We start from the raw sequence: 26,583 nt of genomic DNA, 5'->3' as shown, positions 1-26,583 counted from the left end.
TTTTATCTAGATGTTTGATATTGAAATACTTCTATATTTGTACTTAAATCTTCTGTCTTCTGCTTGGTTACTGTGAACAGAATAAACACCAACAATAACAGAACCGCTCGGGGCTGTCCAATCCATTATTCCATCATAATTATTTACATAACCTGATACTTGAATTGACCCAAAAGAAATTGCAATGCCGTTTACTTGACCTTTGTTGACTGCTTCGTTATTGTTTGTAGCGTCAGCAACCTTGAATTTTTTAGTTGCGTCTCCATTTTTCAGTGCGTAAAAGCTTGTGTCCACACTTCCTAATTGATCTTTTGCAATAAGTTTAATAGCATCTGCAAGCTGATTGTCAGTTGCTTTGTTTGGAACAATATTTGCTTTAATAAGTACGCTGATAATTTCATCTTGAACAGAATTGAGCCAAGCTGCAGACGCTGAAGTGCCGACAATGCCGTTAGCCGTGTCTTGGTCTATAAATTTGTTGTTATTTGCGTTAGGTGTGTCGATTTTATGCATATTATTATTTTAAATTATTGATAAAAATTATTTTGTTGTAAAAGGGCTTATTCAAACCAAAAGATGATCGTTTAATTCGCCACATCTCATTAATCCTGAAATGTTGATTGGATGGCAGACTTGAATGCGTGTGTCGGTTAATTTGTGTGCTTGAAGCGTTGGAATTGATGCTGTGAATAAATCTAGCTGATTGATTGGATAGCTGATAAATATCAGTTTTAAATTATCAAATGAGCCTAGCTGAGTGCTTGTATTGTCGCCCGCAATAAAGCCAAGTCGGTGATTAGAAGTGACTTTAAAATCACTCAAACCTGCGTCTGTTAAAATCTGCTCCCAATCTGATCGCTTCCAGCCGATGCTTACTTTTGATGCGCTAATTGTGAATTTTGTATCTATCTGAGTGTGAATTCGCGCCAACTCTTCAGACAATGTGTCAGTCACTTTGCCTGCATGTGCTGATTCCCAGTATTTTCCAGGCGGCAACAATTGCTTAATGGCTTTTGAGTAGTCTGCTGCACTTCTGCTGGTGTCAATTACTGCCATGTTATAACTCTACTGCCATGTTATAACTCCTAAAACCAAGTGCTTGCTGTTTTGCGCGGTTATTTTTTGCGCTGGCTGATGTAAAGTATAAACGTCTGTGACGGACTCTATTTGTGCGTGAATTTTTGCAATAGTAATCTGCGCATCGGCTTCGCCATTGGTATTTTTGATAAATTTACTTAAAGCGCTTTCGATTAATTGACGATATTGCGCGTCGGCGGTAATTTCAAAATTCACAGGCTGTGGCTCTGATTGTTTCAGCATTAAAAATGTGCCCTCGTGCATGTTTTCCGATATTTCGTCTAATAATGTCGATTTGCGCGCGTCGCTGAGTATGTCATTAGAGCCTAAAACCAAAGTGGTTATGCCGTTTTCAGGGGTGTTTGACTGAACATAGACAAAAGTTACATCATCATATAGTAAGCCCCACGCTATTAAATCCTCTGTGCGACCAAACCTATTTCGACCAGCCAGGGCGGCGTTAATGCGTTTACGCCAACTGTCAATCGCTTCATTATCTAGCCTTGGTGTTTTAGTGATGCTGGCCCATATTTTTAGCCAGTCTTCATCAGCTAAAGCAGGGAACATTTGATTTAAGCGATTATCAATATAGCGATAAATTGCATGATTTGCACCACTAAACGCGCCGATTAGCGCTTCAATTACTTGATTAGCGTCAGCCTTTTCGCCAGTTGAAAATTCAAAATCAGCGATTACTCGCTCAATAATGCTCTTTAAATCAGTCTTCACTTTCCACCTCGATGGTTAAATTGCGGTAATGAACCGTCAGTTGAAAGTTAATGCGATTAAGTGATCGCTCGGTAATCAACTCAAAACGCCCGTATTCGTTAACCCAATCCAACGCCTTGTTGATGTAACCAACAAGCGTTGCCTGCGTTTCTGGCGTGTTCTTCTCTCGAAGCAATAACCATATTTTTGAGCCATGCTCGTTAAGTTGCGATTCAAAACACCATCCTCGATGATCAGAATTACCAAAGCGCTCAGCTTGCCAATCGTAAGCCTTGGCATCGCTAAAAATTGATTCTAATACAGCGTGGCGTAAACCGTCAATCGTTGTAACTAAGTTCAACGCTGCAAGCGAGAAACCGTTAATCATTAGATTGCGATTAATTCTGAACCGTAAAAAGTAACCTCAATGTCACCACTTGATGTGTCCACTTCAACCACATCAGCCATAAACGCATTGTTGAGCGTAAAGGCTTGACCATTATTTACTTGTAGCGTTACCGTTTCATCGACAACAGCTTGCAGTTTCTCTTTATCTAGCGCACTGGTGTCACTCAACTTGCATTTAATCATTGCTGAATCTGTGTATTCTTCAGTGTGACCAAGTAGCCCACTGTCACCCATAACAGGTTCGCGCTTCGGGTTGCCGAAGCCGTAAGTAATGCCTTTTTGAGTCGGTAATCTTCCCATTGATGGGATATCTAGCGTGCCTCTTGATGTAATAATAGCCATATTATTCTCCTTTAATTTTTACGAAATTGAATTTTGCCGGCAACGATAATCAAGCCATTAACAAATATTGGCTGGTCTTGATAGTTGATGCGCGTTGGGTTTTTTGGATCGATTGAGCAAACAAAAGTGGTCTTGTAATTGTCAAAATCTTGCACAATGCCTGCCAATTCTAAATCACGATATAAGCCAAACATTTCTGACTTGAATAATTTTGGCGTTAAGATTGCTTGGCCAGGGGCAAAGTTTGTACCGTCTTTTGCCAATTTATGACGCGGATAACGACTCAAAATTCGACTACGCTGCTTGGAGCGGAAATACATTGCTGTGGCAACAGTCATCACATCAAGATACGAGTCATCAGCCACGCCTGCGTTATTTTCGCGATAAGTGGTAATCGGGCGCTCAACAAAAACATCGCCAGCGGTGTTAGTGGTGTAAGTTGATGAGCCTGAGTAAAGCATTAAGTTGCGTTCGGTCGGCGTCCATTCTGTTGTTGCATTGGTTTTAATGCCGTGCAACTGAAGTGTTTGCAATGGGCGAGCCGGGTCAATCGCTAATGAGTGCGCACATTAGCCATAATAAGCCGCCACAGATTCTGAAACCGTAGAGACAAGGCTGTTAATCGCTACGATAGAGACAAATGGCGAATTAAATTGCTTTGAAAACGCATTCACTTCTGCACTCGTGCCTTTTTTGCCAACAAAACCAATGCCAGGAATTTGTGCCATGGCATCGAATCGCTCTTTTAAAAAATCAGCAAGGCGATCAATATTTGCTTTGTCATTAAAAGTGCTAAAAATATAATGATATTGGGTATCGCCAATGGCGGCCAACGCTGCACCAATATTATTACCATCAACACCGATTGTGTTAATCGGCAGCGCTTTGGTTTGTGCAAAAATAGTGGTGACCATTTTGTGCGCATCTGAATTTTCACCAAATAAATTTAGCGCGTCATCGGGAATGGTAGTTGGGAATACTTTATTAGCGGCTGCAGTGCCCTTGGGTGCAATCACTAAAATCTGCTGCAAGTCTTCAGCATTATTTGCTAAAGACTGGTCTATTTCAATGTAAACGCCCGGGACTCTAATGTTGTTCGGTACTTCGTTAAAGCTGATATTTGACATTATTTTTTCTCCTTGTTTTTAATGTTTTCTTTTACAATTCTCACATCGCCCTCAGCAATGCGTGCCATCCAAAATGTGTTTTTAGGTTTGGTTTCGCCTTCTTTTAAAGGTTTTTTGGTAATAGGATCCAGCACAAGAGCTTCGGTTTCCGCCTTGGTTGGCTCAAGTTTAAATGTGGTTTGTGGCATTTTTAGTGTGCTCCTTGTAATTTTGAATATTCGTTAATAATTGAATCTCTAACTTCGCTAGTCATTGAATCTGACCAACCTAAAAATTCACGCTTTGGCATGGCGTAGGCGACATATTTGCCTGAACCTCTTCTAAATGCGACCTTGCCGCCCTCGTTGTGAATTTTTAATATCTTAGCGGCAACGCTAGAATAGCCAACGGACACACCGTCTGCGTTTGCGTCTTGATTTAGTGAGCGAGATGCGCCTCTAAACATTTTTTTATTTAATGATATTTTGCCGTTTTTTGCCAGGTTGAATTTTTGAATTTTTCTGGGTTGAAACGGTTTTCCATCGGTGTCTTTTTGATTTTTTAAATTAGCACGAACAACTCTACGCATAGCGTTGCCCGCCGCCTTGTTGAGTTTGGTTGCTTGCACTTTATTAAGCGCCAAGCCTTGGATTAATTCATTGAGATTGTCAAAGTTTTTATTTGACATAGCTTGCACCTTTAAAGTCAACAGCAACATCCAGGCCCTCAAAACCCTGGTAAACCAAGTCGCATTTCAAGCCGTTTGCTATCCATGTGCCGTTTTTGTTTTGAACGAAATCAGCCTGCTCTTCAATTTTAACGGTTAATTGCAGGTCAATTTTCCGTTATTTATGACATCAGTATTAAACACTGGCTCCAAATCGTATCTGTCTACGGCCGACAAAAACAAAGTGATGTGCTCTAGCACTTGGTTATCTTGAGAGATTGATTGGATTAAGAAATTGGCGGTGTAAGTCAAGACAAAACCATCGTCGTTTATTGTTGACTTGAACGCTGGTCTTATGTCTTCTGTCCAAGATAAGACTTTGTTTTTATTTACGCCATTTATTTTGATAATTTCATCAAATAATTGTTGCATTTTTTTTCATCTAAACCACCTTGGCTAAAATGGTTGGCTTGCGTTGCAACATTGAAATTGCTTGGCGCGCCTGAGACTCGTGCATATTTATGCGCTCTTGTAAATTACTGACGCGGTCCTCGGCATATTTAGTGTCGCTCGTGGTGATGCTGGATGACAAAATATCGCCCATGGCAAAATTATGGACTGCGCGAGCAAATAAACAACGCACCGCTGCGTCATCCAACTCATGCTTATTAACAAATGTATCAAAGTCATTAAACTTGCTTTTGATTTTTTTTAAATGATGTGAAACCTTGTCTGTTGCATCAATTAACGCAACACTAACAACATCAACATCAGTCTCTTTTAGATTGTTAAATCTTGACTGAAAATCAGATACTTTAAGCACAGGGAAGAAATCAACACTAATGTCTTTGCCTGTTTGCTCTTGATTTTGTCCAATGTATTCAGCCATAAAATTAGGGGAGGGTTTTGGTTTGTATTTGAAAAGTAAAAAACAAATACTTGCCTAGCCCTCGGGGGGTTAGTTATTTTAAACTAATTTTAACCTTTTTTTAATATCGTCCATGCGGCCTTTAACGCCGATTTTTGGTGCTAACTCTGTCGCTTTTTCAAAATAAGTCAGCGCTAATTTAGGATTGTCTTTGGTGATTAGAATGGCTTGCAATTTCAACAATTTTGAATGAACAGCAGGATGGATGTTTAAGCCGTCTGCCGTCTCAAGCATTGATATTAACTCAGCCAAAATTGGCGATTCAGATTCCTCATTGTCATAAGTATCTTGCGCCCATTCGTAAATAGTATCGGCGATGATTGTAGGAAAGTTGCGCTTAAAAACTTCTTTATCAGCAGTTAAGCCGCGCTCAAAACCAAGTAGCGCCAATTTCCAACCGTCGGTAAAATTACCCACATCAAAACGCCAAAGGATATTCCAAAAAATAAACAGATTACCCGTCCAACTCTCTTCAGCGCATTGTTCGTCTAAAGAGTCTTGATACTTAGAGATTAACTGTATTTTTAAGCCATCGCGCTTGCTTTTTTCTGTATCTTTCAAGCGTTTAACATCGTCTAAAACCAACTTAAACAATTGTTGTAGGGTTTTGGTTATGTTATTTTTAACCTCACCATGCTCTTCTGGTGGTGCTTTTTTAACAGTTGTTTTGCTAGCATTTCTAGCCCTGTGTTGTGCAAAAATATTCATAATAAACCCCTTTAAGTGTTTGGCTAAGATTCGCCTTCAAATTTAACTTTGCTAGAATCAATGTAAGCCATTAAGTCTAAATTCTCAACTACATAGTCAATGTTTTTGCTTGAATAAGTAACAACTCGGTCGCACTTAGGTTGGTCTTCAATTCGTCTGCGCATAGATCCGCTGTGAATGTAGATTGATAAGTTTTCAAAAGTGGTTACCAAGATGCCTCGAGCTGGGAAAAAGGGTACACCGTAAGCGGGCAATCCGCCAAAAGTTTCAATTACTTGTTTAAGCTCTGTTTTGCTCTTTTCACTTGGTTTTGTGGCGTTTTCAGCGCACAAGCGGTCTTTATTGTGTTCAAATAACTCAGAACCCAAGATGACGATTAAATCAGGGTTATGTTTTTCAACTTCACCAAGTGAATTTTTAGTTTGATTGACAAGCACATCAATATTTAGCTCTTTGGTAATAACAATGTCTTTAGAATCAAGGTAATTATCAGAGTTGCGATTTTTTAACTTTTGCAACCATCCGACAGCACAATCTTGCAGTAATGGGTTCTTATCAATATCTGTATCTGCTGCAATGCTGGTACCGTTAAAACCCATTGAGATTAAACTTAGTGAGTTTGCTCGCATTGTTTTTTCTGAGACAATTTGTTTAAATTGAGGTTTGTGTCCCCAAGCGTCAAGTTGAGCATATTCGAGCGCTGTATCAAAGTTAGTTTGCTGACATGAATAACCATTGACTTTACCGTTATGCACAAGGTTTGGTTTACGATCATTTAGTTTTGTGTTTGTGCGTCCTGCGGTTAAAACATCAACGCCAATAATGACAGAATCGCCAACCATGTTGTCGACAGTAACCATGTTGATTTTTTTCAAAAATGCATCCGTCTGTTGCATGCCCCCGATTAGTCGTTGCTCTTTTTCTGGGGTCACAGTAAATGGTACAGTCACTGCTTTAACGTCGTAAATTGAAGCTTGAGTGGCGAGCATTAATTGGAAATTTTTTCTTGTAGTCTTATTCATGGTTAGATTCTCCTAGATATATGAATTATTAAATTATTAAATTGGTTAATAAACGCCGTCGGTGTCTGTGTTGCCGTTGGCGCCGCCGTCTGCTTCGTCTCGATTAAAACTTTCAATCGTATTTCCGAGTTTTGCAATAAGGTCTTCGTGATTTTTGTTGGCTGTTGCTAGTTGATCGGTAAGGGTGTCAATTTTATCAACTAACGATTGAACGGTTTTATCGTCGTCAAGATTAGAAGTAGGTGTAGTATCTTCTTCCTTTTCTGTTGGCATTTTCGCTAGCAGCTCAGGGTTGTTTTTTACTGCTTCTGCATAAGCTGCATCTGCGTCTTGCTTGGATTTTAATAGTGCGTTTAATTCTTCCTTGTCCATCTTGCTCTCCTTTATTTTTTGGTTTTTGTTAAATTGTGATAATAAATTTTTAAAGGCTGTAATTAGCCCTGGGTTAACCTTGATGTTTGGCTCTGAATTTAAAAAGCCATCTGGTTGGTGCTTTAGGTTTAAATTAGACATAAACTGCTGAGTATTAGCGCTTGCCGCAAGCTCTACTGAGTCTGTTACTTCGTCAATAAAACCATTGTCTAGCGCCTCGTCTGCTGTAAACCAGGTTTCATCGTCCATCATTTTTGATAATTTGTTGCGATCAATGCCGGTTCTTGCTTGATAAGTGTTAAGCATTGCTTCTTTGTGCTTATCAGTAACATTTGCTGATTTGCGCATATCTTCTGCGTCGCCAAAAACAATGCCTGATGGGTTGTGAATCATAAATAAAGCGTTACTTGACATTTTAATAGTGTCGCCAGCCAGCGCAATAATTGAACCCATTGATAGTGCGTAGCCATCAATCTCAACTGTAACTGTTGCTTTATGGTTTTTAAGCGCGTTGTAAATTGCTGTGCCGTCACCAACAGAACCACCTGGGGTGTTTAAGTGTAGTGTAATGGTGCTTATATCACCCAGCGCAACCAATTCTTTTGCAAAACTGGCGGCAGTCACACCCCCAATATCCGATTTGCTCATAAATATAAATGGTGCCGTGTGTCTTTAGCACTCATTGAATACCATGTTTGCTTGTTTTTTGGCATAAATCTTGTGTGATTTAAAAAATGTAAATACAGTTATACAGTTATACAGTTAAGAAGTTTTATTTCTTGGCATTTGGTTTAGAAAGTGCTTATTACAACAAAAAAATATGGGTATGGTCGGGGATTAGGTAATAAGGTAATTAAGGTGATTAATTGGTCTGTATATACTGCGGCTAAAGGGTTTTTAAAGTTACCATGCAAAGGTAATCAAAGGTAATCGCAAAGTTAAGTAATTGATTTTTAAAGGAATTTAATTATTAAAAAATTACCAAAACAAAAGTAATTAATTACTTTGTGATTACCTGATAATTACCTTTGTTGAAATTGTTAAAAAGTCAACTGTATCAAGTGTTATAGAGTGATTTTTATAAATTAATTACCTTATTACCTAATCCCCGACCCTAACCATACTTTTTTTTTAAAAACACTGGTAAAACACAAGAATGGCTTAGTAGCAGGGTTTTTTTGGTATTAGGTAAATAAATAAGAAAATTCCTTAATTGTTGTAATAAGCACTTAATAAGCAAAATTTTAATAACTCTGTATAATGATAGTTATATGAGAATCATCACAACACCTTGTCCAAATTGTGGGTTACCAGCGACAATCAGATCGTCAAGAAAACTATCTAATAAAGTTGCAGAAAGGTATTGTGTTTGTGTCAACAACAGCTGCCAATGTGTATTTAAAACACACACTGAAATAGTAAAAATAATTCATCAAGGTATAGACCCAGCAACATTATCTGAGCAAGATATAAAATCACTTAGATAGCAAAATAAATACATCATTCAAAAAACAAAAACAAATAATACGGAGGGGAAGGTAGAGCGGAATTAGTCGCTCGTTGACTGACATGTTAAAACATCATATAATGGAATAGAATTCAGTGTTCAAAGCACCGATGTGACTGGTGGACATCGCCAATCTGAGCATAAGTTCAACAATAATAAAACTGGGCTGCAACAACACGGAGTTAAGAATAGAACTTATGCACTATCAGCGCTACACTTTGGTGTGGATGCCATTAAGCAAGCGAACAATCTAATAAATCAACTAGAAAAGTCAGGTGCTGGAATTTTAATACACCCTAATTACGGGGAATTATCTGTAGGTTTTGACACCTTTAGCACTGGGGTGAACACCAAGCGCAACATGGTGGTGACCAGTCTTAATTTTTTGCAAAACAACGACATAAATTTACTTAGTGTTGACTTCCAGAGTTTACTTGTTGAAAATATAAAGCAAACCATAGAGCGAGTGATAAGCTCAACTGTGAATGCTATCAACACCTCAAGCAACAAATTCGAAACGATTGTAGACTTTAAAGAGTATATTAATAGCGGTATAACGCTTGATAATTTAGAGGTTTCAATCTCTCAAAGTCTTGAATCTACTCCACTGGTGTTAACATCTAGCAACTCAATCACTCAAACATTCAACCAGCAGCATCAGGCGCTGTTTGCGTCTAAAAATTCTAAAGGTAAAAAATACAAATCAACCGACCAGCTAACAACAGACGCATCAAGCATCAATCAAATATTTAACAACCCGCTAATCACCAGCTCAGACATTGCAAACGAATTCTATCACTTGAAATCTGTAGTAGCGCGTCAACTAATAGACAATAACGCCAATCTACCAAAAATCAAGACATACATTGTCAACGCACAAGTGCCTGCAGACAAACTCAAACATTTGCTTGGCAGTGAAGTTGATGATTTAAACACTTCAATTCATCCTTTATTTAGCGATAACGAAGTTAAATATGTCAGTTAACAACATCAAATTAACAATTGGGTCAGAGCAAGTACTGGCACAATCGCTATCAATCACCAAAACTATGGATTCCATTTGTGATACATTTAGTTTGCAAATCCCATTTAAAACACTGCCTACACACAAAGAAGTCAGCATAAGTATTAACAGCGCACGCGCAATGACAGGCTTTATCAACTCAATCGACCACGCTACACCCGCCAACAATAATACAATAACATTTTCTGGTCGCTCAATGTCGCAAGACATCGTTGATTCGCGAATTACTTTTGTAGCGCACGACAAAACTTTGGCTGAATTAGCAACAGAATTATTCGCTAAATTCGGGCAAACATTCAACACCAAAATCAAAACCAAACCAGTTAAAGATTTTTCAATTGTTGCTGAATCGGCTTTTGAATCGCTAAACCAAATCGCCAAACAGCAAAACTTGCTGTTTGTAGAAAACAACGACGGCTCAGTGTCATTAGTAGAGCCTGCAAATGTAGATAACTCACACTTAAATTTAGGTCCAACTAACCTGTCTGACTTTAAAATCACAGAAAACTTAGCGGCATTTTTTCACATTAACACCGTAAAAACCAACCCAGGTAAAGACAACTTAAACCCTGACGCGCACAACAATCACAAATTCACGCTGCAGGTTAATGAAGTGCGCAAAACTCGCACGCAAGAAATAATCGCTGATTCGTTGACTAATCAACAATCTTGTCAAGACCGCGCAAATGAGATCGTCAGCCTAGCAAAATCACAAAGCATTTCTGCGAGTGGCACATTTAAAGGCTGGCTTAACCCTGATGGCAAATTATGGAAGCCGAATAGTTTGTACACAATTAAAGGCGCAAAACTACTACTAACAACAGCAACATTCAATCAATCTGGCAATAATCGAACCACCTCACTCACATTTAAAGGTCATCATGTGGGATAAAATAATACGCAGATTAAAACTGATTTTGAGCGTTGGTAGTGTGGTTGGCAGTGACCAAACTTCTCAAACAGTAGATTTTTCAGATAGCGAAACATCTAAAAATATTCAATTTGCCCAATGCTACGGCATTGAGGTTTACCCATTGCCAGGCTCAAAAGCCGTGACGGTTTTTAACGCTGGAGATAGGTCACAAGGCATTAGCATAGGCTGTGTAGACAGACGACACACACATACACTCGAGCCTGGCGATGTTATGCTATACGACAATCGCAACCAATTTGTTCATCTTAAAAATTCAGGCATTGATATTAAGGTTGTTGGCAATCTTAATATCAACGCCACGGGCAATATTGCAATCACATCTCAAACCTTGAGTCACAATGGTATCAATGTTGGCGATACACATAATCATCCTCAGAACTCAGGAGATCACTTCGGCGGAGGCACAAACACTAGCGCACCCAATGCGCTTTAAGCGACCAACATTAAAATCCAAAAAAAATGCGTAGCGCCATGCAGCGCCTGCAGTTCCTTTTGTCGACATCTAGCGTCGCTTTCATTAGTAAAATAATCACCCTTAATTTTTACAGCTTTAATGGTGCTGTGGCGTTGTTGCATGACTATGTATCTCATTTTTAAATTTTTTCAAACCTATGCCAATAAGGATGCACACCCCCGCAATAGTCTTGGATTAAGTCGCTAACAATGTCGCTTGCCCAGCCTTCATCTGAAGGCAAACAACTTACAACTGTTATAAACTTCTCAACCTCACCTTTTTTGGTTCGCTTGTAAGTTATTAATATCTTTTGATATCCCATATGTTCAAAATCCTTTGTTTTCTATATATATATTAAAAATGTGTTCAAAATCAGCATTTTTTGAACATTTAAGGCTATTTATTCCCAAACTTCAACCAAATTTAGTAACTGAGCCAATTGAGCACTTAAAGCTTTTAGGTTGCCAGAACTTAATCCGTGTGTTTTTTTATGACCCTTGAAAATTAATGTTGGATGGGGTTCATAAGTAAATAAACCTTTTTGTTTCTTAATAATAAAACCAATGTGCATAGGCTTTTTATCATTGACATCAGGCAGGAATGCTAAAACATCAGATACAACATCACGAATCTCCGAAGACTTAAAAAACAATTTATTTGCGTTGCCAATATTTTTTAAACCCGCCGAATTCGACGGGTTTAAATACTTTTTATTATTCATTTTTACACTCTTTTATTAACTGTTTAAAAATCTCAACAACAACATTAACAGTTACCGCATTACCACAGCACTTGTAGCGCTGAGAATCGCTGATTTGTTCACCATCCTCACCAAGCGCCGTCCAGTTATCTGGCAAACCTTGCAACCGCTCGCATTCAATCGGCATCAATTTGCGAATGCGTTGGTCAACTAACACTCCATGCTTGTCTTGTGCTGTCAGCGTGAAACTCGGTTCGCCATTTTCTTTAAATCGTCTACCTTTCAGCCTGTTGCAACCCAAGCATCACATCATCAAATTCATCGTAATCACGGCCGTCTTTGCCAAAAATTGGCAAACTCAATATTTGCTGTGTCGTTGCGTTAATTAAATAATCCCAAATACCCACAATAGTAGGGTTTGCGTCAATCAATATCGCGTACTCCACTTCGTGATACACGCTGTAAGTAGCTGAGCCTGCAAATGGCTCAATTACCACATTGCCATTTTTTGGCGCGGGGTAGAATCCTTTTTGGCACAATCGATACTTTGACCCGTAGTAGCTGAAAAATGGCTTCACTTTTAATTCTCCTTTGTTTTAATTTCACTTTCAAACGCATAAACCCCATTTCCCAAATAATAATAAAATTCACTTTCATCATTTTTTGATAAAATAATTACGCTTTTTACGGTCCTAATTTTTTCCTCACCAACCCTGCAACACTTGTCGCCTACCTTGTGCTTAGTATTTTTCATTTTTTAAAAATCCAACAATGCACAATTTTCCCTAGTATTACAGAATTTATTTTTTTCTGCTTAATAAATTTATGACGCTTAGAGTTGACTAATAACGCTTTTAAAGCATCAACATCAATCTGCTGCCGATTTTCCTCAGCCATTTTTTTAAACAACGGCAAACTAATGGCTATTAAGTCAGGGTCTTTTGAGTGATTGATTAACTGCTCAGATTGAACAGTCGTAAATTCATCCGTCGAGCCTATTTCTTCGTTAAATGTGTCGTAAATCTCCCAAAATTTCTGCACCAATGGTGTATCTGTCTGGCACGCCGTTTGGCGTTTAACAGCCAAGTCAACCATAAATTCAATCCATTTTTTTAATCGATGATCGTCAAATTCAGGCACAATCAATTTTAAGCACTTTCCAAACGCCATAATTTGCGCGTGCCCCTCGGCAATTCGTGCGTCTTTTATGTTTTTTCTATTGAGTAAAAACTCGGTATATTCGTCAAACCAAATGCCGTATTCTTCCATTATTTTGCTTTCTTTGCTAAGTGCGTCGTGCAAAAAATGAATAACTTGCTCGCCTTTGAGCCTCTTTAAGCGCTTAGACGCCTCAAATCCCTCGTGAGAAAATCCCTTTTTATTCGCCACGCATTGCACAATTCGGTTAAGGATTTGTGGTTCACCTTCTACCGCTGCGTTTTGAGAAATTACCAAAGTCCCAAGAAACGGCACGCTGTCAATATTGATTCCGTTGTTTCTAATCCCTCTACCATAAGGGCTATGTCCGCTGTGCAGGGTTTTCACCTGGTCCATTGAGAATTTTTTACGATGACCCTCAACCATACTGCGGTCACCTTCTAGCAGTACCGCGGGAATATTGGACGCTTGCATAAAGTAGCGCGCCAAGGCCGCAGGTGTCATTTTTTCAGGGTCCTCACCCTCAAAATTTTCTCTCCCGATTAATTTCCAAAGGAAGCTAATAACAGAACTCTTGCCTGAATGGGCGATGCCCGTGTATTCAAAAAAAGTGATTTCACCATGCCCGTTACGACTTCTAACCTGTGATGCGAACAGGCTCATGCACCAAAAAGCCAAAGCGGTCAAACCCTCGTTGCCACTTGACAAATAAAAATCATCAAACCACGCTGATTTTTTATTATCAGGATTAGGAATATCCCACCCATCAAAAGTGGTTTTTAGCGCTAAATTACCGATGTTTAAATAATCATGCTCGTTGGCTTTAATCATGCGACCATCTTTGTAGCCAAAATTTTCAAACACATAAGCCTTATGCGTCGGACTATAGCCCATGTGCCTAATGGTTTCAACTGTCGGCTTGCGCACAGATACCCATCCGTCTGATATTTCATTCATTTGCGCAGCGCTACCTCTAAACGACGACTGCCCTACTTTGCCCCATAAGGCCGTGTGAAAAGTTTTAGCGTCAATTGTCATATTCGCCGCCAACGCCACTTTTTTGCTTTTTTTAACACCGTTTTGCGCGATGTCAAAATAATAAGAATACATGCTATCGATTGGGTCAAATTGGGTGTATAAAAGTGTCGCAACCGCTGTGCCAATGCGGTTGCTTTTAATTGATGGGGTGAGTAAATTAACCACTTGAAAGTAATTTTTATCTTCAATAGCTTGATAAATTTGCTCGTTCTCTTCGGCGTTTGCTTCGTCAGTCAAAGAGCATCCAAAATAGCAATTTGCAAAAGTAACCACCCTTTTGTTTGGTATAAATTTGTTTTTTACCCTGGCTTCAACACTCAGCCAAGCCATACGCTCAGAGGCACTTTGCGACACCAACACTTGCCCGCGCCACCAATAATCTTCCAACAAATCAGCATTAAGCGCTTTAGATCGATACAAATCGTTCCAATCGCGCTTGTCGGAGGGATAATAAACCTCAACTTTTTCATCCATGTCGCGCAGGATTTTTGCCCATTTTTTACTGGCATAACTTCCAGCCTCGCCGTTGTCCAGCGCCAAGCACCAGGTGATACCCTTGTCTTTATGTTTGTCGATTAGATTTTGCGGGAAATTACTCGTACTCATTGCACTCGCAACCTTGTAGTTCATACCTTGCATCAGGGCGATAGCGTCAAAAATCCCTTCAGTTATGTAGATCCTATCATTTTTAACAATTCGCTGCGCTGGCGGTTGCCAGCATTCGCCTTTATAAGTGCTACCCTTTTTAAAATGCGCTTTGTGGGTAAATAAATGCGCATCGATAATACGCTCCCAATAAGTCTCGCCAATCGCAAACCGCACTGTGGCTGATTGCTTATTGCTGTAACCAAAGATTTCCTGAGAGTACCAACTCTCGTCAATATCAAGCCCGCGTTCGGTTAAATACATCTTAGCGGCCGCCTTGGGTGCGTCGCCTGCGGCTTTAGTAATAGATTCTTCGGTAGATATACCTGCCCTATTACCCAATAACTTCATCGCATTTACAAAATCCAAACCTTGCGTTTGCTGCACAAACTCAACCACATCGCCTTTGCCACCGCATTTAAAACAATTGAAATAATCGCTATTAACGCTAAACGAATTTGAACTGCTTTCACATAACGGGCATTTGCCGCGATTGGCTTTAAGCGCTATGCCAAAATCCTTTACAATCTCACTTAAACTGCTCGCTTGCTTAATTTGATTAATGCGATTTTGGTTCATATTCGCCCCTCATGGCTTTAACGACTTTCAAAACCTCAATATAATCATGGTCAAATAGAGCAACTAGTGCCGCGTGCTGATAGCCCAACAATCCATTAACAATGCAAAAATCACTAACAGTTGCGATTGCGTCGATATTTTTGCTCACAAAAGACTGGTCCATCAATATCTTCGTGTAATGACTCGCCTTGCCCAAATCTTCCAGTCCATTTTTATCTTTATAACGCAACAAATATCGCAAAACGATAAATTCTGCAGCGTTAATGTGATTATCCAGCGACCAAATTAAGGGCTGTTTTTTGTATTTCAAATAATGATTACCACCCACCTGCTTATTCATCTAAACCTCCATCCACCAAGTGAGACTGCCAACGCATCGCCGCCTCAGCGCTTTTAAAACCACTCGACAATGAGCGTAAATCCTTGCCATTTTTTACAACAGATACTGCCCAACTTTCTAGGGATATATGCACTACAAACTTTAGAGAGTCTGAGTATTTAACATAAGTGTTGCGGTTTTTCATGTGTGTAAACCCTAATCGATTAACAGTGATAATGCGATTACTCACTTTCTCCGCCTGTTTTTTCTAATTCTTTTCTTATTTCAATCATATTAACCATCCAGGCTCTGTTGTCTCGATTGCCTCCGCTGACAGGCTTTCCAATTTTTCGACAGGGAATACTTCCACAAGAACACATTGAATTTACTGTATGAATTGAGAATCCAAACGCTTCAGCGTAAATTCTCGCTCTGACCTCTGGCAACTTGCTGGCTTGTTCTATTGCTTCCATTTTTGTAACTCCGTTTTAAAAAAAGTGGATACAAGGTAGGCAAACAGCCAAATATCCGCGTTTTTGTTGTGTTAAAATTAAAAACTTTTAAGCATTTTTAAGTGCTTTTAAGTGTATTCAAGACCTTTTAAAGTCTGTTGCTATTATAAACAGACTGAATACAGTCTGTCAAGGGATTTATGAAATTAAATGAAAGATTAAAATTAATCCGCACTACAGAGGGGTTTACTCAGGTTGAATTTGCCAAAATAATTGGCATTTCTCACGATAGCGGAATTAGAAGGATAGAATCTGGTTCGCAAGAGCCTGGCGCTTCAAAAATAGAAGCAATATGCCTCCGCTTCCCCGAATACGCACTGTGGCTGACTACTGAGCAAGTCCAACCGCCACACCAAATCAGTCCAGATTTAGCAAAAAGTAATAAGGATACTAATAATGCATCAGCTAGGGCTAAAGTCAAATTATGAGTGAAATAATCTCATTTAAAGTACAGGGGTCTGATTTATATCAAGTCGATTTTATCAATACTATTGATAAATTAAAAATACACTGTTCTTGCCCTGCAGGGCAAAATTTTACGGTTTGCAAACACAGGAAAAATATCATGAATGGCATCACCGATAATATTACATCTGATAATAAAGAGCAAGTTGACAAGGTGAAGCAATGGGTTGATCTGTCAATATTTCTAGAATTATTTGACTATTTAAAAACTTTAGAAAAAGACAAAAAACGAATACTGAAAAAAGTGGCGGATACAAAAAAACACATAGCAAGGTACATGGATCATGGATGATAAGGATATAATCCCTAAAATTGTTAGCACACTTGACGCTTCGTACATTCAAAATATGGCGGACAGTAAAAACCCACCTAAAGCTGTGTTTTTGGGTAATTTTCAAAGCATGTCACTCACCGATCAAAGGCACTGGTGTAAAGCAAATAATTGGTTTTATGCTGAGCACATTGCAATGTGCTCACTGGATGACGAGCAAGTGACCGGGTTGCTTCATTTGTGGAAAACAATCACCTTAAAAACCAAACTTATTGTCATTGGCAACGCTTACAAATTTTCAGATATAGAGTATCTCCTAAATAGAAACACACCTAAAAGAGCTGAAAAAGGCATGCCTTTGCTCCGTGTAGGTGTGACAACAATAATGGAATCAGAAATTCACAAATATAATCCTGACTATCTAAATATCGACAACAACACCAGCTGGTGTTTTAAGCTAAAACCTTGAGCATTAAACGCACAAAATCAGGCAAATGGCGGGCAGATGTCAATGTCGGCGGTCGCACTTGCGTCGGCGGCAAGCGAATCCGTAAAATATTTTCCACAAAAAGAGAAGCGCAAAATTTTGAAGCCGCCACCCGTGGCAATCACGCCCAGGGCAAGCCGTGGGACTTGGCACGCAAGAAGCAAGACTATCGACTAAGCCAACTTGTGCAAGACTGGTACGACATTCACGGACGCAAATTAAAAGATGGACACAAGCGAGTCTTAACACTCAATAAGTTAATTGATAATTTCAACGATCCTTGGCTGTCGGACTTTACCAGTAAAGATTTTTTAATATTCAGAAGCAAAAACAATTCGGTGAGTGACAACACGCTAAACCATTACCAAACCTACTTAAATGTAATGTTTAAGCGATTGATTGAAATCGGGCAGATTGACACAAACCCAATCGATAAAGTTAAGTTGCTGCGCTTCGACCCAACCGAGTTGGCATATCTTACAACAGATGAAGTTATCGAGCTACTGGCCCATTTTAAGCCAAAAAAATCAGACGCCTACATGGTCACCAAAATATGTCTGTCCACTGGCGCCAGGTGGAACGAAGCCGTGAGCATCAAAAAATCAAGCATCAGAAACGATAAAATCAGTGTTTTAGGCAAAAATGGCAAAATCAGATACCTAATAGTAACTAAAAAATTGGCTGATGAAATAAAATCCACCGCGCCATACATCGACCCTTACACAACCTTTCAACGCTCTCTGATTAAGTTAAATTTCAAAAAAGCCAAAGGGCAAATGACCCACATCTTACGACACACATTCGCCAGTCACTTCATTATGAACGGCGGCAACATTTTAACACTGCAAAAAATCTTAGATCATTCATCACTAAACACAACAATGAGATATGCCCATCTTGCGCCCGAGTTTTTAAACGAAATGACTGCCTTAAATCCAATAGATTTCAAGTAAAAATTCAAAGCAAAAAAAAAGGGTAGTGATTAAAAATCACTACCCTTTTAAATCCAAAAACAAAACAATTTATCGTCCTGTCGTCAGATTGTCGTCACATCCGTTGATAACAATGCCTAAAATGCACTGATACCAAAGGTTAGTTTGGCATCGCCTAGGAGAATCGAACTCCTCTTACCAGGATGAAAACCTGGGGTCCTAACCGATAGACGAAGGCGACATAATTTTTTTGCTATGGTGGAGCTAAGCGGGATCGAACCGCTGACCCCGACACTGCCAGTGTCGTGCTCTCCCAGCTGAGCTATAGCCCCAATAAAGTGACTGCCAAGCAAAAAGGGTAAATTATAGTCTGTAATGTGGATTAGTCAAGTGTATTTTTAGAGGAAAATAGGTAAAATACCACTATGCTAATAAAAACTTACACAGAAAAAAAATTTACTTTGGAAATCCTTTATCATCGTGGGGTTTATGAGAATTCTATTCATCTTATTTTTGACCATGCGTCAAAGCGCTGTGCGATTGTCGATCCAGCCTGGGAGGCAGATTTGTTTTTGCAACGCATTGCGAATAAGGGCTACACGCTGACAGATATTTGGCTAACACATTGGCACGGGGATCACACCAACGCGGCGGATGAATTGGCGGATAAAACGGGAGCGGTGATTACAGTAGGGGTAAATGAATTACCTTGGCTGGATATTACCCACGAAGTGCGAACTGTGAAGGATGGTGAAATAGTGCAATTAGGAGAAACTTCAGCAACGGTGATTAATACACCAGGGCACACAGGGGGTGGGATTTGCTACTCATTGGACAAGCATTTGATTGTTGGAGATACACTATTTGTATTTGGGGCAGGACATTGCACAATGCCAGGGGGTAATGTGAATGAATTTTATCAATCAATGCAGAAACTCAAAAAGGTAGACAATAAATCAATGTTGCATTGTGGGCATGATTATGGGTGTAAGGTTGAGACGACGATGGGCGAACAAAAAGCAGGGAATGCGTATTTAGTGATTGACAATGAGACGGATTTTGTTAAATTTGTGAATGGAATGTCGCAGGGGTTAATTGCTTATCCAACAGATGCGTTGACCAAAATGGAAATTCAGGCAATGTTGTGATTGGATTTTATGGGGGTTCATTTGATCCGGTGCATTATGGGCATTTACACACGGCGCGTGCGATTAAAGAGGAATTAAATTTAACACAACTTTTTTTAATGCCATGTAAAGAACCTGTGCACAAGGACGAGTTGCAGTTTTCAAATCAGCAACGCTTGGAAATGTTGACATTGGCGTTAGATGAATTTGAGGAATTAAAAATTGACACACGGGAAATGGAACGAAAAAGTGCATCTTATACGATCGATACACTAAAACAGATTAAGATGGATTATCCAGATGAGATAGTGGCGTTAATTATCGGGGCGGACAGTTTTAAAGTGTTGGACACTTGGAAAGATTGTCAGCAGTTTAAAGCGTATGCACAACTGGTAGTATTGCCTCGTCATAGCAATATTCCACATTCAAATCTAGACTTTGATGCTTATTTTGCAAAAACAGCACTGGTTAATGTTTCATCGACGCAAATTCGCAGTAAAATACACAACCATCAAGATTTATCTGGATTATTGCCAGAAAACATTATTAATTATTTGCGAGACTTATGAATTTAAAACAGCAATTAGCAGCAGTTACTGACATTATTGAAGAACTCAAAGGCGAGGATATCGTTACCCTGAAAGTGTTAGATCAAAGTGCGGATATCGAGGCGATTGTAATTGCCACAGGGCGTTCAACACAGCATACGCGAGGCATTGCTAACAATGTGAAGATTGAGGCAAAGCGCCTTGGAATGAAAGTCGTTGGCATTGAAGGTACGGAAACAGGGCATTGGATTTTGGTGGATTTAGCCGAAGTGGTGGTGCATGTTATGAGTGCGAAAACCAGAGAATTTTACAAGTTAGAGAAATTGTGGACGGGTGCAGATGAAGCCGAAGATAGTGCCCCTATTAAGGATAACAACGCATAAATGAAGGTTAGCCTGATTGCCATTGGGAAAAAAATGCCAGAATGGATACAGGCAGGTATCAACCATTATCAAAAGCAATTACCACGAGAAATGAATTTTAGCCTGCTAACTCCTGAAGGGCAAAAACGCAAAAATACCAATATCGAACAAATCAAAATATCTGAAGGTGAATTACTACTGAAAGGCTGCACGGGGTCAAGTGTTATTATTGCCCTTGACGAGCATGGAAAGCAAAATACCACCAAGGAGATTGCTAATGCAATGAAAAAATGGCAACAAAATGGTGATACAGTGTCACTGCTAATTGGCGGCGCAGATGGTTTGAGCGATGAAGTAAAACAAAAAGCAACACAATTGTGGGGCTTGTCAAATCTCACTTTGCCACATTCGATGGCGCGATTACTAGCCGTAGAGCAAATTTATCGCGCCCATTCATTATTAATTAACCACCCCTATCATCGGGAATAACGGAGAAACCTATGAAATTAGAATTAATCAGTTTTAAACTTTGCCCTTTTGCACAACGAGCGATTATCTCATTAAACGCACAAAATGTTGATTATAAAATGACTTATATCAATCCAATGGACCCACCTGATTGGTTCAAGGAAATCTCTCCGACTGGACAAGTGCCTTTGCTGAAAGCCGATGACACGCCGATTTTTGAGTCGCTAGTGATTACCGAATTTATCAATGAAATTAGCGAAAAAAGCCTTCATCCCACTAATATCATCAAAGCAGCGAATAACCGTTCTTGGATTATTTATTCGTCAGATATGTTGGGTGATATGTTTAATATCATTACTGGCAATGAAGAAAAATTTAATGCAGCGAAAACCGAATTAATGCAAAAATTCGCAAAAGTCAGCATGGCAAAAACCCAAGGAAAGTTCTTTAATGGCAATGAATTCAATATGATTGATGCAGCGTTTGCCCCTATATTTATGCGCCTTGCATGGATTAATGAATTCACTGACAATGCTGTTTCATTATTAGAACTGCCTGAAATTAAAGCTTGGAGTGATGAAATTTTGGCTTTAGATGTGGTTAAAAATTCAGTGGATGAGGGCCTGGATGATGTTTATTTATCTAACATTGAAAACCGTGAAGGTTATTTATCAACGCTACTTATTGATTAAATAATCGCTAAAATATTTTCAGGTGGTCGTCCGATAACAACGCCCTTTTTCGTTCTCACAATCGGACGCTCAATCAAGATTGGGTTATTAATCATTGCTTGAATTAAATCCTCTTCACTCAAGGATTTATCGTCTAAATTGTTGTCTTTATACGGGGCTTCGTGAGTACGCATCAGCATTCTAGCGTCTATATTCAAGTCTTTAAGTAGCGCTTTTAATTCTTCGGTAGTTGGTGGTTTTTTAAGATACTCAATTACTTCAAAAATAACACCTTTTTCCTCTAAAATACTTAAAGTTAACCTTGATTTTGTACATCTTGGATTATGGTAAATTTTTACAGTCATTGGAACCTCTTTTTATGAAAAAAACGCTCATTATACTCGCTCTCACTTTTTCTTTGGGTGCGGTTCAAGCACTTTCACTTGACAGTCTTTTTACTAAAAAAACTGTTCAATTACCTGAATTTTCAGTGGTAGATACAGATGGAAAAACTCACAATAATGAAACTATTAAGGGAAAATTCTTAGTGGTAAATTTTTGGGCAACCTGGTGTCCGCCTTGCCGAAAAGAGATTCCCGATTTTGTAGATTTTTATAAAAAATATTCAGACAAGGTGGAAATTTTGGGGATGGATTATGAAGACGCTGACAAGGAAAAAATTACTGAATTCACTGATACCTTTATGGTGAATTATCCAATCATCCTATCTACCGAAGGCAACCGCCCTGCATTTAGTAAATTTGGTGAAATTATCGGCATGCCAACGACCTTCGTTTACGCGCCAGATGGTGCATTGGTTCAATATTATACGGGTGCAATCGATATGGAAACTTTAAAGAAAGCGACCAAAGTCAAGTAACCAAAGTTTTCATTTCTAAATTTTCATCTCTAACCAATTTTGGCACCAAATAACCACTGAGTTTTTTACTCAAAGTTTTGTGTAACTTAATAGCATCCTTGTCATCCACTAAGAAATGCTCGGAGCCGATTACCTTGTCTAATAGATGCAAATAATACGGCAAAATACCCAAGTCAAACAAGCCTAGCGACAATTCACTCAATACACTAACAGAATCATTCACACCCTTTAATAAAACCGACTGATTGAGCAAGGTAATATTGGTCAATTTTTGCACCGCTTTGGCAAAGGCATCTGAGAGCTCATTAGCGTGATTAATGTGCAATACCAATACCATATTAAGTCTGCTCTTAGCTAACATTATCACCAATTCAGGCGTTATCCTACTTGGTGTTACCACAACGCTACGCGTGTGAATGCGTAGAGTTTTAATGTGGGAAATATTTTCAATATAGGTAATAAGTGATTGCAATTTTTCATCATTCAAACTGAGTGGGTCGCCGCCACTCAATATCACTTCATTGATTTCTGTATGTTGGCAAATATAATCTTCAATTGCCGACCAATTGCTAATCGCATCATGCCCGTTGTAATCAAAATTCTGACGGAAACAATACTGACAATGAATAGCGCAAACTCTGGAGGCAATCAATAAAACCCGATTGGGGTATTTGTGAATAAGACCTGCAACAGGAGCGTTACTTTCATCCTCTAAAGGTGACTCGCTGAAGCCTATTTGTTTTTGAGTATCTACACTGATGACTTGTTTTAATAAAGGGTCGTTTGGATTATTCTTATCAATAAGATTGGCGAAATCCAAAGGAATTTTAATTGGAAAACTTTGATCTTGAAACTGTTGGGTTTCAAAAAACGCATTACAACTATTTGCCCCTTTTAGCGTATTGCGTGTGTTGTGTTGCCAATTATTACTCATAAAGTAAAAAGCCCCGTAAAACGGGGCTTTTTTAAATTCATTTAATCGAAGATTAACAGAAGTTTGAAAAGTTGGCATCAGTTTGCTCTTTACCATCTTCGTAACCTGATTCATACTCATCGGTGACTCTTTGCTCTTCAATTTCAGGGTTATGTAAGAAACCAGCGACCCAACCTTGAATATAATTATCGTTTACACCCATTTCTTCCATTTTTTTAACGCCTTCGTAGTATGTCATTGCTGATACTCCTTAATATAATAATAAATAAAGTCTATAATTTCTCACTTCTTATAAGCCAATTTAATCTTGGGATATAAGAGAAAGGTAATATTATAACCACTTATAAAAAAAATACAATAAAAAAGCATGCATTTATCTGAAATAATCGACGGACTTAACGACAATCAATCTCAATCAGTTGTCTTGGACAACACTCAAAATGCCTTAATACTCGCAGGTGCGGGCTCTGGCAAGACCCGTGTGCTGACACATCGCATCGCCTATCTGGTTACACAAAAAAATGTACCGATTGATGCAATTTTAGCGGTAACCTTTACCAATAAAGCATCTAAAGAAATGCGTGAACGCCTTGAAGTGTTGTTGAGGCGACCAATTAGAACAATGTGGGTTGGCACTTTCCATGGTTTGGCACACCGATTATTACGCACCCACGCTGCCGAAGCCAACCTCAGTCCGCAATTTCAGATTCTTGATCAGCAAGACCAGTATCGCATTGTTAAACGCTTAATGAAAGAAAATAGCATTGATGAATCCAAGTTTCCCGTCCGTAAAGTGCAGTGGTTTATTAATCAGCAAAAAGATGAAGGTATTCGCCCAGGTGATATCGATGCAGGACATAATTATTTTGTTAAGAAAAGCCTTGAAGTCTTTGGTTTTTATGAAAATCATTGCAACGCCAACGGCTTAATCGATTTTGCCGAATTATTAGTTCGCAGTTACGAGCTATTAAGAAACAATTCTGAATTGTTGACTTACTACCAAACGCGCTTTCAACATATCTTAGTTGATGAATTTCAAGACACCAATACCGTACAATACCGATGGATTCAGCAGTTGTTCAATGGCAAAAATAATGTCTTTTGCGTTGGCGATGACGACCAATCTATTTACGGTTGGCGTGGTGCAAAAATTGAAAATATCACCAAGTTAAGCACTGATTTTGCACCGATTCAAACTATTCGCCTTGAGCAAAATTATCGCTCAACAGGCTATATTCTAAAAGCCTCAAATGCACTCATTGCCAATAATAAAAACCGTATGGGTAAATCACTATGGACCGATTCAGGTGATGGCGATTTGATTGATTTATACGAAGCACGCACCGAAATAGACGAGGCTGATTATGTAGTTGGCAGTATTCAAAAAATCATTAATAATGGCATTCCTGCTAATCAATGTGCTATTCTTTATCGTTCCAATGCACAATCTAGGGCCTTTGAAGAGCGCTTAATTAAATACAATGTACCTTATATTATCTACGGCGGTTTGCGATTTTTTGAGCGCGCGGAAATTAAAGATGCTTTGTGTTATTTGCGCTTAATGGAAAATACCGAAGACAGTGTTGCTTTTGAGCGCATCGTCAATTTCCCAACGCGAGGTATTGGCGCTGCCACCATCGAAAAAGTGCGAGAGCATGCGTTAATGAACCAAACAGGCTTATTTCAAGCGGCTATCAGTATGGCACCTACTTTACCAACCCGCGCTGCCAATGCCTTAATCGGATTTATGCAATTGATTGAAGAAATGCAAGACCATGCCCAGAATTTGGATTTATCTGAAAAAATTGGCTATTTAATTAAAAAATCAGGCTTATTTGACTATTATTCCAACGATAAAACCGATAAAGCTGGCAGCAAACCCGCCAACCTTGAAGAACTCATTGCCGCTGCCGAACAATACACACATGAAGAAGACAGTGAAATGAACGAAGTTACAGGCTTCATCTCACTCGCTTCGCTTGATTCTAGTGGCGACAGCAGTGCACCACCGACGCAAAATGTGCAATTAATGACCATCCACTCTGCCAAAGGCTTAGAGTTTCCGTATGTATTTTTAGCAGGCTTAGAAGAAGACCTATTTCCATCTAGGCAGTCCAAAGAGGAGCCGCATTTATTAGATGAAGAAAGGCGTCTATGCTATGTTGGTATGACCCGTGCAATGAAAAAACTCACTCTGTCATTCGCCATTAAACGCTTCTTGCATGGACAATCCAACTACGCCTACCCATCTCGATTCTTGTCAGAATTTCCAGAAAAACATCTTAATCAGATTAAACAAAAATATGGCGCAACACCGCAAAATTACCAAAAAGATGATGTATTTAATCAAGATATTAAACCACAAGCAAATGGCGATTTATCCATTGGCAGAACTGTTAAACATGCCAAATTTGGCTTTGGCACTGTGCTTAATTTTGAAGGCGATGGCGAGAGTGCCAGAGTGCAAGTGAAATTCAAAACCGCAGGCACAAAATGGCTGATTAGTGCTTACGCTAATTTAGAATTTATTTAATAAACTTCCAAAAACCCCAGTGCGATTTAGAGAGTTAAGCAATTTTTAATTGCGCCCATTCAAATTCTAAAAGAACCACTTAACTAATCAAGACTCTGGTATACTCATATGAAGTTTTTTTATAGGAATAAAATTATGTCTTACTCTAATATTCACTACGGTTTGATTGCTGGAATACCTTTAAAAGATTTTGAAAAAGGGACGCATCCACATTTATATATTTATGTCAAAAACAACGATGGAGACCCTTTTAAAATAGCAGTCAATATAGAGGATTATGATAAATCTGAAGTTTTCTTTGCTCATATTAAAGACTTAACAGCTGACTTTTTAAGTCATTTAGCAACGATAAAAAATGGTGCTTGTAATTTACAAACAACCAAAGAATCAGGGGCGTTGGATTATATTAGAGGTGGTTTTGTTAGTAAAAAACAATTTTCTAAAGCATCTAAAGAGGACTTAAGCAACACTATAATAAAAATAATTAAACCTTATATTGACGCTCAAAATGGTTCTAGATTAATCGCCTATGGTTCTCGTTTTCCTGGTGGAATACATGATATACATATGAATCAAGGTTACCCAAGCCAACCAGAAACACCTTATCAAGATGGTGCTTTAGTTTTATATGATGCAATTAACGATAAATATGAGGGTTTATTTTTTCATTTTCACATTCAAGTGCTTGCCTCGTAAT

General features: G+C 38.9%; 40 protein-coding genes, 2 tRNA genes and 1 pseudogene. 16 read left to right on the top strand and 27 right to left on the bottom strand.

The annotated features are described in order from the left end of the window. Positions 1-6 precede the first annotated feature (6 nt). From BSEPE_RS03180 to BSEPE_RS03120, 14 genes are all read right to left on the bottom strand, one after another. Positions 7-513 carry a hypothetical protein gene (locus BSEPE_RS03180; RefSeq protein WP_066044024.1) on the bottom strand — a complete coding sequence of 169 codons (507 nt, stop codon included), beginning with the start codon at positions 511-513 and terminating at the stop codon, positions 7-9. Positions 514-564: 51 nt separating this feature from the next. Continuing rightward, complete coding sequence (locus tag BSEPE_RS03175; protein ID WP_066044022.1) at positions 565-1,056, bottom strand: hypothetical protein; 492 nt, start codon at positions 1,054-1,056, stop codon at positions 565-567. A 9-nt stretch (positions 1,057-1,065) separates the two neighbouring features. Beyond that, entirely contained in the window at positions 1,066-1,806 is a 741-nt protein-coding gene (locus BSEPE_RS03170; RefSeq protein WP_066044017.1) for a baseplate J/gp47 family protein, read from the bottom strand. Then, entirely contained in the window at positions 1,796-2,173 is a 378-nt protein-coding gene (locus BSEPE_RS03165) for a phage GP46 family protein (protein WP_066044014.1), read from the bottom strand. The genes BSEPE_RS03170 and BSEPE_RS03165 overlap by 11 nt, the downstream gene beginning before the upstream one ends. Continuing rightward, a complete protein-coding gene (locus BSEPE_RS03160) occupies positions 2,173-2,535 on the bottom strand; it encodes a phage tail tube protein (protein ID WP_066044012.1) in 363 nt (120 codons plus the stop codon). Before BSEPE_RS03160 ends, BSEPE_RS03165 begins: the two co-directional genes overlap by 1 nt. An 11-nt stretch (positions 2,536-2,546) precedes the next feature. Continuing rightward, a complete protein-coding gene (locus tag BSEPE_RS08235) occupies positions 2,547-3,068 on the bottom strand; it encodes a phage tail sheath C-terminal domain-containing protein (protein ID WP_331710350.1) in 522 nt (173 codons plus the stop codon). 36 nt (positions 3,069-3,104) lie between these two features. Further along, positions 3,105-3,662, bottom strand: coding sequence for a hypothetical protein (locus BSEPE_RS08230; protein WP_331710349.1), 558 nt, complete (start codon positions 3,660-3,662; stop codon positions 3,105-3,107). Next, positions 3,662-3,850, bottom strand: coding sequence for a DUF2635 domain-containing protein (locus BSEPE_RS03150; protein WP_066044009.1), 189 nt, complete (start codon positions 3,848-3,850; stop codon positions 3,662-3,664). The genes BSEPE_RS08230 and BSEPE_RS03150 overlap by 1 nt, the downstream gene beginning before the upstream one ends. A gap of 2 nt (positions 3,851-3,852) precedes the next feature. Then, positions 3,853-4,329 (bottom strand): phage virion morphogenesis protein, encoded by a 477-nt coding sequence (locus BSEPE_RS03145; RefSeq protein WP_162262081.1) that lies wholly within the window; start codon positions 4,327-4,329, stop codon positions 3,853-3,855. 135 nt (positions 4,330-4,464) lie between these two features. Continuing rightward, positions 4,465-4,740 (bottom strand): hypothetical protein, encoded by a 276-nt coding sequence (locus BSEPE_RS03140; protein WP_066044004.1) that lies wholly within the window; start codon positions 4,738-4,740, stop codon positions 4,465-4,467. 10 nt (positions 4,741-4,750) lie between these two features. Continuing rightward, positions 4,751-5,197 (bottom strand): head completion/stabilization protein, encoded by a 447-nt coding sequence (locus BSEPE_RS03135; RefSeq protein ID WP_066044001.1) that lies wholly within the window; start codon positions 5,195-5,197, stop codon positions 4,751-4,753. Between the two features lie 78 nt (positions 5,198-5,275). Beyond that, positions 5,276-5,944 carry a phage terminase small subunit gene (gene gpM / locus BSEPE_RS03130; RefSeq protein WP_066043998.1) on the bottom strand — a complete coding sequence of 223 codons (669 nt, stop codon included), beginning with the start codon at positions 5,942-5,944 and terminating at the stop codon, positions 5,276-5,278. Between the two features lie 23 nt (positions 5,945-5,967). Next, positions 5,968-6,966, bottom strand: coding sequence for a phage major capsid protein, P2 family (locus BSEPE_RS03125; RefSeq protein WP_066043994.1), 999 nt, complete (start codon positions 6,964-6,966; stop codon positions 5,968-5,970). Positions 6,967-7,011: 45 nt separating this feature from the next. Further along, positions 7,012-7,986 carry a head maturation protease, ClpP-related gene (locus tag BSEPE_RS03120; protein WP_066043991.1) on the bottom strand — a complete coding sequence of 325 codons (975 nt, stop codon included), beginning with the start codon at positions 7,984-7,986 and terminating at the stop codon, positions 7,012-7,014. 623 nt (positions 7,987-8,609) lie between these two features. On the opposite strand from BSEPE_RS03120, the gene BSEPE_RS07855 reads away from it, so the two are divergent. From BSEPE_RS07855 to BSEPE_RS03105, 4 genes and pseudogenes are all read left to right on the top strand, one after another. Further along, positions 8,610-8,825 carry an ogr/Delta-like zinc finger family protein gene (locus BSEPE_RS07855; RefSeq protein WP_083502964.1) on the top strand — a complete coding sequence of 72 codons (216 nt, stop codon included), beginning with the start codon at positions 8,610-8,612 and terminating at the stop codon, positions 8,823-8,825. A gap of 99 nt (positions 8,826-8,924) precedes the next feature. Beyond that, positions 8,925-9,830 (top strand): annotated as a pseudogene (locus tag BSEPE_RS03115) (DNA circularization N-terminal domain-containing protein); the annotation flags it as partial. Further along, a complete protein-coding gene (locus BSEPE_RS03110; RefSeq protein WP_066043984.1) occupies positions 9,820-10,761 on the top strand; it encodes a hypothetical protein in 942 nt (313 codons plus the stop codon). The pseudogene BSEPE_RS03115 and the gene BSEPE_RS03110, both read left to right, overlap by 11 nt. Then, a complete protein-coding gene (locus BSEPE_RS03105; protein ID WP_066043981.1) occupies positions 10,751-11,236 on the top strand; it encodes a phage baseplate assembly protein domain-containing protein in 486 nt (161 codons plus the stop codon). Before BSEPE_RS03110 ends, BSEPE_RS03105 begins: the two co-directional genes overlap by 11 nt. On the opposite strand, the gene BSEPE_RS07985 is transcribed toward BSEPE_RS03105, so the two are convergent. The 8 genes from BSEPE_RS07985 to BSEPE_RS03065 form a co-directional block, all read right to left on the bottom strand. Then, positions 11,233-11,394 carry a hypothetical protein gene (locus BSEPE_RS07985; RefSeq protein ID WP_157059376.1) on the bottom strand — a complete coding sequence of 54 codons (162 nt, stop codon included), beginning with the start codon at positions 11,392-11,394 and terminating at the stop codon, positions 11,233-11,235. The genes BSEPE_RS03105 and BSEPE_RS07985 overlap by 4 nt on opposite strands. A gap of 263 nt (positions 11,395-11,657) precedes the next feature. Beyond that, positions 11,658-11,978, bottom strand: a complete 321-nt coding sequence (locus BSEPE_RS03095) for a hypothetical protein (RefSeq protein ID WP_066043976.1) — start codon at positions 11,976-11,978, stop codon at positions 11,658-11,660. Further along, complete coding sequence (locus BSEPE_RS03090) at positions 11,971-12,258, bottom strand: DNA cytosine methyltransferase (protein ID WP_066043974.1); 288 nt, start codon at positions 12,256-12,258, stop codon at positions 11,971-11,973. The genes BSEPE_RS03095 and BSEPE_RS03090 overlap by 8 nt, the downstream gene beginning before the upstream one ends. Further along, positions 12,233-12,535 carry a DNA adenine methylase gene (locus tag BSEPE_RS03085; RefSeq protein ID WP_066043971.1) on the bottom strand — a complete coding sequence of 101 codons (303 nt, stop codon included), beginning with the start codon at positions 12,533-12,535 and terminating at the stop codon, positions 12,233-12,235. Before BSEPE_RS03085 ends, BSEPE_RS03090 begins: the two co-directional genes overlap by 26 nt. A 172-nt stretch (positions 12,536-12,707) precedes the next feature. Next, a complete protein-coding gene (locus BSEPE_RS03080) occupies positions 12,708-15,377 on the bottom strand; it encodes a CHC2 zinc finger domain-containing protein (RefSeq protein WP_066043968.1) in 2,670 nt (889 codons plus the stop codon). After that, entirely contained in the window at positions 15,358-15,717 is a 360-nt protein-coding gene (locus BSEPE_RS03075; RefSeq protein WP_066043963.1) for a DUF3310 domain-containing protein, read from the bottom strand. Before BSEPE_RS03075 ends, BSEPE_RS03080 begins: the two co-directional genes overlap by 20 nt. Next, a complete protein-coding gene (locus BSEPE_RS03070) occupies positions 15,710-15,946 on the bottom strand; it encodes a hypothetical protein (protein ID WP_066043960.1) in 237 nt (78 codons plus the stop codon). The genes BSEPE_RS03075 and BSEPE_RS03070 overlap by 8 nt, the downstream gene beginning before the upstream one ends. Beyond that, the gene (locus BSEPE_RS03065) at positions 15,939-16,169 is read right to left on the bottom strand and encodes a hypothetical protein (protein WP_066043958.1); all 231 of its coding nucleotides are present in this window, start codon (positions 16,167-16,169) and stop codon (positions 15,939-15,941) included. The genes BSEPE_RS03070 and BSEPE_RS03065 overlap by 8 nt, the downstream gene beginning before the upstream one ends. A gap of 179 nt (positions 16,170-16,348) precedes the next feature. Here BSEPE_RS03065 and BSEPE_RS03060 point away from each other — a divergent pair, with 179 nt between their 5' ends. The 4 genes from BSEPE_RS03060 to BSEPE_RS03045 are packed head-to-tail and all read left to right on the top strand — an operon-like array spanning position 16,349 to position 18,384. Further along, complete coding sequence (locus BSEPE_RS03060) at positions 16,349-16,636, top strand: helix-turn-helix domain-containing protein (protein ID WP_066043955.1); 288 nt, start codon at positions 16,349-16,351, stop codon at positions 16,634-16,636. Then, complete coding sequence (locus BSEPE_RS03055) at positions 16,633-16,965, top strand: hypothetical protein (protein WP_066043952.1); 333 nt, start codon at positions 16,633-16,635, stop codon at positions 16,963-16,965. The genes BSEPE_RS03060 and BSEPE_RS03055 overlap by 4 nt, the downstream gene beginning before the upstream one ends. Next, entirely contained in the window at positions 16,958-17,413 is a 456-nt protein-coding gene (locus BSEPE_RS03050) for a hypothetical protein (protein ID WP_066043949.1), read from the top strand. The genes BSEPE_RS03055 and BSEPE_RS03050 overlap by 8 nt, the downstream gene beginning before the upstream one ends. Then, positions 17,410-18,384 (top strand): phage integrase, encoded by a 975-nt coding sequence (locus tag BSEPE_RS03045; protein ID WP_066043947.1) that lies wholly within the window; start codon positions 17,410-17,412, stop codon positions 18,382-18,384. The genes BSEPE_RS03050 and BSEPE_RS03045 overlap by 4 nt, the downstream gene beginning before the upstream one ends. Before the next feature lie 145 nt (positions 18,385-18,529). Here BSEPE_RS03045 and BSEPE_RS03040 read toward each other — a convergent pair. Both BSEPE_RS03040 and BSEPE_RS03035 read right to left on the bottom strand, forming a co-directional pair. Continuing rightward, positions 18,530-18,604, bottom strand: a tRNA-Glu gene (locus BSEPE_RS03040). Positions 18,605-18,619: 15 nt separating this feature from the next. Next, a tRNA-Ala gene (locus BSEPE_RS03035) sits at positions 18,620-18,695 on the bottom strand. A 93-nt stretch (positions 18,696-18,788) separates the two neighbouring features. Here BSEPE_RS03035 and BSEPE_RS03030 point away from each other — a divergent pair. Genes BSEPE_RS03030 through BSEPE_RS03010 form a run of 5 tightly spaced genes read left to right on the top strand, consistent with a single transcriptional unit; the run spans position 18,789 to position 21,560 of the window. Further along, complete coding sequence (locus tag BSEPE_RS03030) at positions 18,789-19,511, top strand: MBL fold metallo-hydrolase (protein ID WP_066043944.1); 723 nt, start codon at positions 18,789-18,791, stop codon at positions 19,509-19,511. Beyond that, positions 19,508-20,059 (top strand): nicotinate (nicotinamide) nucleotide adenylyltransferase, encoded by a 552-nt coding sequence (nadD, locus tag BSEPE_RS03025; protein WP_066043941.1) that lies wholly within the window; start codon positions 19,508-19,510, stop codon positions 20,057-20,059. Before BSEPE_RS03030 ends, nadD begins: the two co-directional genes overlap by 4 nt. Continuing rightward, positions 20,056-20,421, top strand: coding sequence for a ribosome silencing factor (gene rsfS, locus BSEPE_RS03020; protein WP_066043938.1), 366 nt, complete (start codon positions 20,056-20,058; stop codon positions 20,419-20,421). Before nadD ends, rsfS begins: the two co-directional genes overlap by 4 nt. Further along, complete coding sequence (gene rlmH, locus BSEPE_RS03015) at positions 20,422-20,889, top strand: 23S rRNA (pseudouridine(1915)-N(3))-methyltransferase RlmH (RefSeq protein ID WP_066043934.1); 468 nt, start codon at positions 20,422-20,424, stop codon at positions 20,887-20,889. An 11-nt stretch (positions 20,890-20,900) separates the two neighbouring features. Next, positions 20,901-21,560, top strand: coding sequence for a glutathione S-transferase family protein (locus BSEPE_RS03010; RefSeq protein ID WP_066043930.1), 660 nt, complete (start codon positions 20,901-20,903; stop codon positions 21,558-21,560). On the opposite strand, the gene arsC is transcribed toward BSEPE_RS03010, so the two are convergent. Beyond that, complete coding sequence (arsC, locus tag BSEPE_RS03005; RefSeq protein WP_066043927.1) at positions 21,557-21,904, bottom strand: arsenate reductase (glutaredoxin); 348 nt, start codon at positions 21,902-21,904, stop codon at positions 21,557-21,559. The two genes, BSEPE_RS03010 and arsC, sit on opposite strands and share 4 nt — an antisense overlap. Before the next feature lie 14 nt (positions 21,905-21,918). Here arsC and BSEPE_RS03000 point away from each other — a divergent pair, with 14 nt between their 5' ends. Beyond that, positions 21,919-22,419: a TlpA family protein disulfide reductase gene (locus tag BSEPE_RS03000; protein WP_066043924.1), complete on the top strand. Its 501-nt coding sequence runs from the start codon at positions 21,919-21,921 to the stop codon at positions 22,417-22,419. On the opposite strand, the gene BSEPE_RS02995 is transcribed toward BSEPE_RS03000, so the two are convergent. Continuing rightward, on the bottom strand, positions 22,412-23,353 hold the full coding sequence (locus BSEPE_RS02995) for a KamA family radical SAM protein (protein ID WP_066046073.1): 942 nt from the start codon (positions 23,351-23,353) through the stop codon (positions 22,412-22,414). The genes BSEPE_RS03000 and BSEPE_RS02995 overlap by 8 nt on opposite strands. Before the next feature lie 52 nt (positions 23,354-23,405). Continuing rightward, positions 23,406-23,591: an Alvin_2107 family globule sulfur oxidation protein gene (locus BSEPE_RS02990; protein ID WP_066043921.1), complete on the bottom strand. Its 186-nt coding sequence runs from the start codon at positions 23,589-23,591 to the stop codon at positions 23,406-23,408. A 129-nt stretch (positions 23,592-23,720) separates the two neighbouring features. Here BSEPE_RS02990 and uvrD point away from each other — a divergent pair, with 129 nt between their 5' ends. After that, positions 23,721-25,886: a DNA helicase II gene (uvrD, locus tag BSEPE_RS02985; RefSeq protein ID WP_066043919.1), complete on the top strand. Its 2,166-nt coding sequence runs from the start codon at positions 23,721-23,723 to the stop codon at positions 25,884-25,886. 135 nt (positions 25,887-26,021) lie between these two features. Beyond that, positions 26,022-26,582, top strand: a complete 561-nt coding sequence (locus tag BSEPE_RS02980) for a DUF2278 family protein (RefSeq protein WP_066043916.1) — start codon at positions 26,022-26,024, stop codon at positions 26,580-26,582. Position 26,583 lies beyond the last annotated feature (1 nt).

It is taken from the genome of endosymbiont of Bathymodiolus septemdierum str. Myojin knoll (genome assembly GCF_001547755.1).
In the GTDB taxonomy this organism is placed as follows: Bacteria; Pseudomonadota; Gammaproteobacteria; order PS1; family Pseudothioglobaceae; genus Thiodubiliella.
Note: the sequence above shows the minus strand (reverse complement) of the source record. Positions and strands in the feature narration are given on the sequence as shown.